The sequence below is a fragment of the Limnoglobus sp. genome (assembly GCF_059499385.1).
This window is the reverse complement of the sequence record NZ_JCABYM010000007.1, coordinates 1-8904: the sequence shown is the minus strand read 5'-3', so window position 1 is coordinate 8904 and position 8904 is coordinate 1. Positions and strand designations below refer to the sequence as shown.

The following is an 8904-nucleotide window of genomic DNA, read 5'->3' as shown; positions in this document are numbered from 1 at the left end:
ACGGGGTGTGGGTCAGTGTCCCTCACCCCGTCGCTTCCGCTCAGGGTTCCACAAGCGAGGGCGGCCGGTCGCCGCGAGACACGAGGCACGTCGCGCTCACGCCGCGACGCTCGCCACGGCAGTAGCAACCTCATCCCCGCGGCAGGCTGGTGGTCGGCCGACCTACCTTATCCCATCATCCCCTCGATCGCGGCGATGGCGTCCGGCAGCTCCGCGAGCGTGTCGATCACCGCGTCCGCCCCGGCGTCCAACAGCGCGTCGCGGGCCTTCTCCCGCCGGGCCTCGCGGTCCGCCTCCGACAGTTCCCGGAACGCGGCCTCGCTCAACCCGATCTCGTTGCCGCTGTCCGTGACGCCGACGGCCCACGCCCCGGCGTTCTTCCCCTCGGCCATGTCCGCCCGCGTGTCGCCGACCTTGAGCACCGCGCCCGGCGGGAAGACGTTCAGCCGCTCCATCAGCCGGAACGTCATCCACGGGGCCGGCCGGCCGTGCGGCACGTCGTCCGCGCACACCGAGGCGTCCGGGACGAACCCTTGTTCCTTCGCCGCGGCGAGGCACACGTCCAGGGCGGCGTGGAAGTAGCCGGTCGTCGTGCCGACCTTGATGCCGCGGTCGCGGAGGAACGCGGCGCACGCCGCCGCCTCGGGGACGAGCGTGGCGCACGCCCTCGCCGCTTCGAGTTGGAGCGGCGTGACGACGTGATACAGCTCGACCACGTCGGCCTCCGTCCACGGCCGGCCGAGCGCCTTGAGCATCTCGCGGACGTGGTCCTTCTTGTGCAGCCCCATCGGGGCGCGGGCTTGTTCTTCCGTGACGGCGATTCTCTTCTTCGCGAACGCCTCGACGAACGCGAGGACGGGGGCGCGGGAGCCGAAGTCGATGAGGGTTCCCGCCCAGTCGAAGACGACGAGTTGAATCGGCATGGCATCGCCCGCGGCGGTTAGCCGAGATACCGTGGCAGCACCCAATCGACGACGAGCAGCAGCATCACGCCGGCGAGGTAAACCAGCGACCCCCGCAGCACCGACCGGGCCGTCTGCTCGTTCCGCACGACCGCGAACCGCACGCACCGGGCCAGGAACCACACGCCGAGGGCCGCCGAGCCGATGAGGAACAACAGCCGGGCCGAGCCGAACAGGAACGGCGTCAGGCCGACGAGCAACAGCAGGCCGCACGTCGCGACGGTCGCCACGCCGGTCCAGAGGCCGTCCGGCCGCTCGACGCACGGGAGCATCTTCATGCCGCCGCGGGCGTAGTCGTGCCGGTGCAGGAACGCGATGCTGTAGAAGTGCGGCAACTGCCACACGAATAGGACCGCGAACAGCGCGACGGCGTCCGCGGACAGCGCCCCGCGGGCGGCGCACCACCCGATCACCGGCGGCAGCGCGCCGGGGACCGCGCCGACGACCGTGTTCCAGGCGGTGATTTGCTTCAACGGCGTGTACACGGCCACGTACAGGAACCCGGTCACGGCCGCGGCGACGGCCGCCTGGTAGTGCGGCACGGCGACCGCCAGGTACGCCACGCCGACGGCGGCGAGCGTCAGCCCGAACGACAGCACCTCGGCCGGGTTCATCCGCCCGCCGGGGATCGGCCGGTTCCGCGTGCGGTTCATCCGCGCGTCCGCGCCGCGCTCGAGCCAGTGGTTGAGGGCGCTGCCGCCGGCCGCGACGAGGCCGGCCCCGATGAGCGTGTGCAGAAGGACCGCGAGGTCCGGCGTCGGGGCCGCGCCGAGGAAGTACCCGACGGCGACGGTGACGAGCGCCATCGTCGCGATCTTCGGCTTCGTCAGCTCGACGTAATCGGCGACGGTCGCCCGGCCCTCGGCGGGCGGGGCGGTCGCGGGTCGCGGCAGCGTGGCGGTGGCGGGCATGGTGGTTCGTCTGCTCGGGGTGAAGGAGTAATTTACGGAACGCGGGCCGCCATAGTAGTAGGCACACTCCGTGTGCCGTCTCCTCGGCGGGTCGGCGAGTTCGTCCGAGCCGCTGCGACCGACAGCAAACGGCACACGGAGTGTGCCTACTACTTTGGCCGGCGGCCGAGCCGCACGGCGGCGGCGACCGTCGCCGCGAGCAAGCCCGCGCCGATCAGCTGGTGGGCCGTCCGCATCACGGCCTGCGGCTTCGTCACCTGCCGCTCCTCCGGGAGCTTCTGCGCCTGCGGCCCGGCGGCGACGAACTTGCCCATGTACGACTCGACGCCGAGCAGCAGCTGCGTGCCGAGGATGAACATCAGGTGGATCGCGATGCCGCGGAAGACGGCCTTCGCGGCCGGGTTCAGCAGGATTTTCGCGGCCAGCCAGACGAGGAACCCGGTGGCGACGAACGCCGTGAGGATGTGCAGCCGCTGGGCGACGGACGACCCGTAGTGCCGCACCCACACGGCCCACACCAGTTGCACGAGCAGCACGCCGACCGTGACCCACGCCAGCCGCGTGAGGGAGGCGCGGTCGTTTTCAGCGAGCGAATCCGACTCGCGGCGCGGGGAGCACAACACCATCGCGGCGACGAGGACGGCGAACGTGACCTGGCCGAAGACGCCGTGGATCGCGGCGAGGTTCGTGCCGGCCAGCGCGTTCAGGAACACGCGGAACCCGCCGAGCAGGCCCTGAACCATGACGAACACGAGGCCGAGGTTCGCGGCGAACCGCACCCACCCGCCGGGCGTCCGCCGCGTCGCGGCGACGACGCCGAAGCACAGCACCGCAACGGCGAACGCGGCCGTGCCGAGGCCCTGCCCGACGGGCCACTTCGTCACTTGCTTGAGCACGTCGGACTCGACGAGCCGGTCGGCGAAGTCCGACTGCTTCGGGTCGAGGTGGCGTTGTTCCCGTGCCTTCTCTTGAACCTCGCTCCAAACCTTGCCCATGCCGCGGTGGAACTCGCCGTAGGACGCGAGCAGGCCGACGAGCGTGACGAGGCCGACGATTTTGAGCCGGCGGTCCGGCTCGGCGAGCCATGCGCCGACGGCGAACAGGCTGACGGCCGCCCCGGTGAGCCACCCGGCGAGGCGGTGCGTGTGCTCGACGAGAAACCCGAACTCGAGTTGCTGCCAGTCCTGGCCGAGGAGGAACCAGGGTTCGGTCGGCCAGACCGGGTCGGCCATACCGACGCGGAACGTGGTGACGAACCCGCCGAGGGCGAGCAGCAGCACGCACAGCAGCACCGTGACGATGCCGGCGAGGCGGACCCAGCGGGGGACAGGTCGGACGGTACTCATGTCATATAGCGGTGGGCTTGCCCACCGGCGGTTTCGAGTCTTCGAGAAACCGCGTGGGCCTGCCCGACACAGGGACGTTCCTCCCGACGCGATCACCTTCCCGCGGGCGCGTCGGCCTTCCTCCCGCGGGAACGTTCCTCCCACCGCGTAAAGTTCCCCGCGATAGGCAGCGTGGTGCGGGCCTCGAAGACTCGGCCCGCACGGTGGGCAAGCCCACCGCTATTTGCCGTAGACAACAACCCGCACGTCCGGCGGCAGGTGCCGCGGGACCGGCAGCGCTTTCAGGAACAGCACCAAGTCCCACGCCTGCTCGTCCGTCAGCGTCGCCGCGCCGACCGCCGGCATCCCGGACGGCGGCACGCCGCACCGCACGCGGCGGAACAGGTCGAGTGGCTCGCCGCCGGCGCGATAACTTCCCGTACTCAGGTTCGCCGGCCGCACGGCCACGCCCCAGTCGTCGTACAGGTAGTGCGTCTCCCGGCCGTAGTCCCGGTGGCAGCTCGCGCACGCCGCCGTCGCAAAACTCTTGAACCCGCGGCGGACCTTGTCGTCGTAGGCCGCGTCCGCGCCGCCGTCCTTCGCCTCGATCGTGGGCACGGCCGGGCGGACGACCCTCGCTTCCGCCTCGGCGAAGTTCCGCACCCACTTCGCCAGCGCCGCCGACGCGAACGCCTCCGGCGGACCGCCGAGGCCGTCTTCACTCAGAACCGCGGACAGCAGTTCGGTTTCAACACGCCCGCGGACGGAAAGGAAGAGCGTGTAGCCGACGACCGCGTCGAGTTGGTCCGGCGGCAGCAGCGCGAAGCCGGGCATCGAGTTCCCGGCGATGCCGACCTTCACCATCGCCACGAGGTCGTCGCGGGCCGGCACGCCGGTCGTCGTCGAGACGTACTTGAACTTCGCCAGCCGGAAGTCCCGCGGGTGCGGGTAGACCCACGCCCCGGTCGGCCCGCGGCCGTCGCCGGCCGTCCCGTGGCACTGGGCGCACTTGTCCTTGTACACCCGCCCGCCGGCGGCCAACTTCTCCGGACTCAAGCGGAGGGCGTCACCGCCCGGCAGCCTCGGCGCGGCCGGCGTGCCGAACAGGTCGTCCAGCACGGCCGCGAGCTTGTCCCGTTGGTCCTTCGGCAGCGTTTCCGGCTCGTATAGCGTGCCGCCCCGGTTCGCGAGGTTCTTGATCGCCTCGTCGAGCTTGCCGTTGGCGTGCAGGTCGGCCGGCGGCGTCGGCGGCAGTTTCGCGACGATGGGGTCGGAGCGGAGGAGGAATCGGAGGTTCGGGTCGTACCCGGACGACTCCGGCGACGAGCACCCGCCGAGAACGAGCAGGGCGAGGGCCACGCCCCCGCCCGTGAGAAACCGGTGTCGTCGCATGGCCGGAACCTGCGGCCGCGTCAGAAGGCGTAATACTGCCGCGTGAGGTAGTCGGTGAGGGTGAACAGGAACAGCAGGAACGTCCAGAACACGGCGGCCGCGGCCGTCAGCCACGTCAGCTTGTCGCCGTGCCGCAGGTCCATGAAGAACACCGTCAGCACCACCCCCTGGACGCACGCCACGGCGAGGCTCACCCACACCTTGACCGGGCCGAGGTCGGTGAACCCGATCAGCATCGCCATGCACGTCAGCCCGGCGAGGATCAGGAAGATCAGCGTGCTGCCGCCGACCGTCGCCGGCGGGGCGTGGTCGTCCTCGAAGACGATCGGCTTTTGAACGTGCTCGGACATCGCGATTCTCTCAGTACCGTGTGTCGCCGGTCTCCCCGCCGACGTTCGTCGGCGGGCTTTCGCCCTTAAAAATGCAGCGCCTCGGCCGTGTGGCTGCCCGCCATGTACAGGAGCGGGAACAGGAAAATCCACACGAGGTCCACGAAGTGCCAGTACAGGCTCATCACCTCGATGTACACGTACCGCTCCTGCGGCACGAAGAACCCGACCTGCGCCAGGTACAACTGCCACACGAGCAAGCCCAGCCCGACGATCATGTGGATGACGTGCAGCCCCGTCATGCTGTAGTAGAACATGAAGAAGATCTGCACCCGCTCCCGCTCGTTCCACGTCATCTTGTCGCCGATCGCCTTCGCCTTCGCGCTCTTGTGCTCCAGCACGTGCTTCAGGTTCACCGCGAAGACGCTCACCTCCCGCAGGGCCGGCTTGCCGAACTCGTCGGTCGTCGAAACGAGCGTCTTCGCCGGGCCGGGGATCAGCCCTTCCTCGTAGTCGCCGTAGTACTCGCGGGCCTTGAACCCGAGGAACACCGTGCCCAGCACGATGGTGGCGAGCAGCCAGAGCTTCAGCCCGGCCTGCTCCTGCTTGTACGCGGCGCGGATCGCGAGCGTGATCGTAAAACTGCTCGACAGCAGCAGGAACGAGTTGATGCTCGCGATCAGCGGGTTGAGGGCCGTGCTGCCGGCCTCGAACTCCTTCGGGTACCAGATGCGGTACGCGGTGTACGCGCACAGCACGCCGCCGAAGAACAGCACTTCCGTCACCAGGAACACCCACATCCCGAACCGGACGGAGGCGTGCTGCTGGCGGATGTTGTTGAAGTGGTGCGCGACGATCGGCTGGTTCGCCGGGTGCGCCACCGCGTGCCCGTGTTCCGTGTCAGTGGCCACTGGTCCCCCCGTTCCCGGCCGCGTGGCCGTTCGTCTCGTGTGCGTGCCCGGCCTGGAGCGTGTACTTGCTCGGCAGGGCGTACTCGTACGGGCCGTGCGTCACGACCGGCAGTTCCTCGAAGTTGTGCGGCGGCGGCGGGCTGCCGACCTGCCATTCCAGCCCGGTCGCCCGCCACGGGTTCGCCCCGGCGTCCTTCCCGAAGAACAGGCTGGCCGTCAGGTAGAACACCGGCATCACGTACCCGATCCCCTGGATCGTCGCCCCGGCCGTGGACAGGATGTTCATCAGCTGGAACTCGGCCGGGTAGTACGGGTACCGGCGGGGCAGCCCGTGGTAGCCGGCCACGAACTGCGGCAGGAACGTCAGGCTGAACCCGACCAGCATCACGACCGCCGCCAGCCGGCTCCAGAAGTCCGAGTACATCTTCCCGGTCATCTTCGGCCAGTAGAAGTGCAGCCCGGCCTGCCACGCGAACATCATCCCGCCGACCATCGTGAAGTGGAAGTGCGCGATGACGAAGTACGTGTCGTGCAGGTGGATGTCCGTCCCCATGATCCCCAGGAACAGGCCGGTCAGCCCGCCGATCGTGAACAGCACGATGAACCCGATGGTGAACAGCATCGGGGCCTCGAACGTGATCTGCCCGCCGTACAGCGTGGACACCCAGTTGAACACCTTGATGGCGCTCGGCACGGCGACCATCATCGTCAGGGCGGAGAACACCATCCCCAGGTACACGCCCTGGCCGGACAGGAACATGTGGTGGCCCCACACCAGGAACCCGACGACCGCGATCCCGACGGACGACCACGCGACCGCCTTGTACCCGAAAATGTTCTTCCGGCTGAAGCAGGTGATGACCTCGTTGATGACGCCCATCCCCGGCAGGATCATGATGTACACGGCCGGGTGGCTGTAGTACCAGAACAGGTGCTGGAACAGCAGCGGGTCGCCGCCGAGTGACGGGTCGAAGATGCCGACGCCGAAGATCCGCTCCGTCGCCAGCAGGCAGACGGCCATCGCTAGCACCGGCGTCGCCAGGATTTGGATGACGCTCGTGGCGTACATCGCCCAGACGAACAGCGGCAGCCGGCCCCACGTCAGGCCGGGGGCCCGCATCTTGTGGACGGTCGCGATGATGTTCAACCCGGTCAGGATGGACGAGAACCCGGTGATGAACACGCCGAGGCCGGCGAGCAGCACGTTCGTGTGCGAGTACTTGCTGCTGTACGGCGGGTAGAACGTCCACCCGGTGTCGAGGCCGCCGACGAGGAGTGCCACGACGAAGAACATCGCCCCGCCGAACCAGACGTACCAGGACAGCAGGTTCAGCTTCGGGAACGCCATGTCCTTCGCGCCGATCATCATGGGCACGAAGAAGTTCCCCAGCACGCCCGGGATGACCGGGATGAGGAACAGGAACAGCATGATCGTGCCGTGGGCGGTGAACGCCTTGTTGTACTGGTCCAGCTCCAGGATCGCGCCGGTCGGCTGGAGGAGGTTCAGCCGGACGAGGCCGGCCGCGATGCCGCCGCACAGGAAGAAGACGGTCAGCGGCACGAGGTACAGCAACCCGATCCGCTTGTGGTCCACCGTGAGCAGCCACGACAGCCAGCCGTGGGCGTGGTTCAGGTAGTTCACCTTCGGCGGGCCGTACAGGTCCGCGACCGGCGGGGCGGTCTGCGGCGTGTAGTCGAGTTCCAGGACGGTCGCCGTCGGGACAACGACGGTCGGCGTGGGAATGGCCGGGGTCATGTTAGTTGTTCCCTCCCTTCGGCGGGGTCGGATTCATCGGGGGGGCGGGCGGCGGCTGGTTCCCCAGCGACTCGGCGGCCGTCGGCGCGCCGACCGGGGCGGCGTCCTGCGAGGTCCGCTTCGGCAGCCGCCCGGCCTTCAGGTACTGGACGTAGGCGACGAGCTGGCCGAGTTCCTCCTCGCTCAGCTGCGCCCGCGGGTAGGCCGGCATGATCGGCTTCCACCCGGCGTGGACCTTCGCCATCGGGTTGCGGATCGACTCGCGGACGTAGGCGGCGTCCGCGGCCACCGACTTCCCGCCCTCGACCGGGACCTGCGAGCCGAACAGCCCCTCCAGGTTCGGGGCGCGGTTCGACGAGTTCACGCTGTCCGCGTCGTACACGTTGTTGTGGCAGTTGATGCACTGCATCTTGAAGAACAGCTGCTGGCCGTGCCACGCGGCCGTCCCGTCCGTCGGCCGGTCGCCGGGCGTCCCCTGGGCGTCCGTCTTGTGCCCGTCCAGCCACGCGGCGTAGTCGTCCTTGTCCATCACGTGGACCTTGCCGACCATCTGCGAGTGCCCCTGGCCGCAGTACTGGTCGCAGAAGATGTGGTACGTGCCCGCGAGCGTCGGCTTGTACCACGTCTGCACGTACCGGCCGGGGACGGCGTCGATCTTGTTCCGGAACGCCGGGATGCCGAAGTTGTGGATCACGTCCTCGCTGGACACCGTGACCTTGACGGCCTGGCCCTTCAGCAGGTGCAGCTCGTTGATCTCGCGGACGCCGTTGGGGTGTTGAATCTTCCACATCCACTGCTTGCCGACGACGAAGATTTCGGGGGCGTCGGCCGGCGGGTGGCTGGCCTCGTCGAAGAGCGGGATGCCGAACACGAAGAACGAGACGAAGAACGCCGTCGGCACGGCCGTCCAGAGGAACTCGAGCTTGTGGGAGCCGAGGATGCGGACGGACTTGCCGCCGGGCTTCTTGGCGTACCGGAAGCAGAGGTACGTGAGGCCGGCGTAGACCAACAGGCCGGCGATGGTGGTGACGGCGAGGATGTAGAGGAACAGCCAGTCGTACCGCTCGGCGAAGTCGGTCGCCTGGGCCGGCCACGCGGGCAGGCCCATGCCGCCGACGCCCGGCGAGGTGGGTTGTTGGGGATACATGCGGTCGTCCTCGTCGGTCAAGTCTCGGTCGCGGGGTCGCCCGCGGTAACTCTGTCTTCTCGTCCCGAACCTCTGGTTCGCGAACAAGGGCGGCTGCAACCGCCCTCGCCGCCGCACACGTCTCGTTTGCGGCGGCGCGTCCCGAACCGGAGGTTCGGAACGAGGGGGTTT

The 8904-nt window shown here is 68.9% G+C and carries 8 protein-coding genes; all 8 read right to left on the bottom strand.

Going from position 1 to position 8904, the window contains the following annotated elements; all coding sequences use genetic code 11:
- Nucleotides 1-167: 167 nt before the first annotated feature.
- Complete coding sequence (phnX, locus tag AC5JJ2_RS00870) at nucleotides 168-923, bottom strand: phosphonoacetaldehyde hydrolase (RefSeq protein ID WP_495856072.1); 756 nt, start codon at nucleotides 921-923, stop codon at nucleotides 168-170.
- Between the two features lie 17 nt (nucleotides 924-940).
- Nucleotides 941-1873 carry a heme o synthase gene (gene cyoE / locus AC5JJ2_RS00865; protein ID WP_495856071.1) on the bottom strand — a complete coding sequence of 311 codons (933 nt, stop codon included), beginning with the start codon at nucleotides 1871-1873 and terminating at the stop codon, nucleotides 941-943.
- Nucleotides 1874-2022: 149 nt separating this feature from the next.
- Nucleotides 2023-3219 (bottom strand): COX15/CtaA family protein, encoded by a 1197-nt coding sequence (locus tag AC5JJ2_RS00860; RefSeq protein WP_495856070.1) that lies wholly within the window; start codon nucleotides 3217-3219, stop codon nucleotides 2023-2025.
- A 219-nt stretch (nucleotides 3220-3438) separates the two neighbouring features.
- Nucleotides 3439-4590: a c-type cytochrome gene (locus AC5JJ2_RS00855; RefSeq protein WP_495856069.1), complete on the bottom strand. Its 1152-nt coding sequence runs from the start codon at nucleotides 4588-4590 to the stop codon at nucleotides 3439-3441.
- 20 nt (nucleotides 4591-4610) lie between these two features.
- Entirely contained in the window at nucleotides 4611-4940 is a 330-nt protein-coding gene (locus AC5JJ2_RS00850; RefSeq protein ID WP_495856068.1) for a cytochrome C oxidase subunit IV family protein, read from the bottom strand.
- Between the two features lie 65 nt (nucleotides 4941-5005).
- Nucleotides 5006-5830 carry a cytochrome c oxidase subunit 3 gene (locus AC5JJ2_RS00845; protein WP_495856067.1) on the bottom strand — a complete coding sequence of 275 codons (825 nt, stop codon included), beginning with the start codon at nucleotides 5828-5830 and terminating at the stop codon, nucleotides 5006-5008.
- The gene (locus tag AC5JJ2_RS00840) at nucleotides 5820-7586 is read right to left on the bottom strand and encodes a cytochrome c oxidase subunit I (RefSeq protein WP_495856066.1); all 1767 of its coding nucleotides are present in this window, start codon (nucleotides 7584-7586) and stop codon (nucleotides 5820-5822) included. Before AC5JJ2_RS00840 ends, AC5JJ2_RS00845 begins: the two co-directional genes overlap by 11 nt.
- Before the next feature lies 1 nt (nucleotide 7587).
- On the bottom strand, nucleotides 7588-8733 hold the full coding sequence (coxB, locus tag AC5JJ2_RS00835) for a cytochrome c oxidase subunit II (protein ID WP_495856065.1): 1146 nt from the start codon (nucleotides 8731-8733) through the stop codon (nucleotides 7588-7590).
- Nucleotides 8734-8904: the final 171 nt, after the last annotated feature.

Excerpts from the sequence above, each read along its gene's own strand:
- phnX (WP_495856072.1), bottom strand. The coding sequence starts at position 923 with ATGCCGATTCAACTCGTCGTCTTCGACTGGGCGGGAACCCTCATCGAC.
- cyoE (WP_495856071.1), bottom strand. The coding sequence starts at position 1,873 with ATGCCCGCCACCGCCACGCTGCCGCGACCCGCGACCGCCCCGCCCGCC.
- AC5JJ2_RS00860 (WP_495856070.1), bottom strand. The coding sequence starts at position 3,219 with ATGAGTACCGTCCGACCTGTCCCCCGCTGGGTCCGCCTCGCCGGCATC.
- AC5JJ2_RS00855 (WP_495856069.1), bottom strand. The coding sequence starts at position 4,590 with ATGCGACGACACCGGTTTCTCACGGGCGGGGGCGTGGCCCTCGCCCTG.
- AC5JJ2_RS00850 (WP_495856068.1), bottom strand. The coding sequence starts at position 4,940 with ATGTCCGAGCACGTTCAAAAGCCGATCGTCTTCGAGGACGACCACGCC.
- AC5JJ2_RS00840 (WP_495856066.1), bottom strand. The coding sequence starts at position 7,586 with ATGACCCCGGCCATTCCCACGCCGACCGTCGTTGTCCCGACGGCGACC.
- coxB (WP_495856065.1), bottom strand. The coding sequence starts at position 8,733 with ATGTATCCCCAACAACCCACCTCGCCGGGCGTCGGCGGCATGGGCCTG.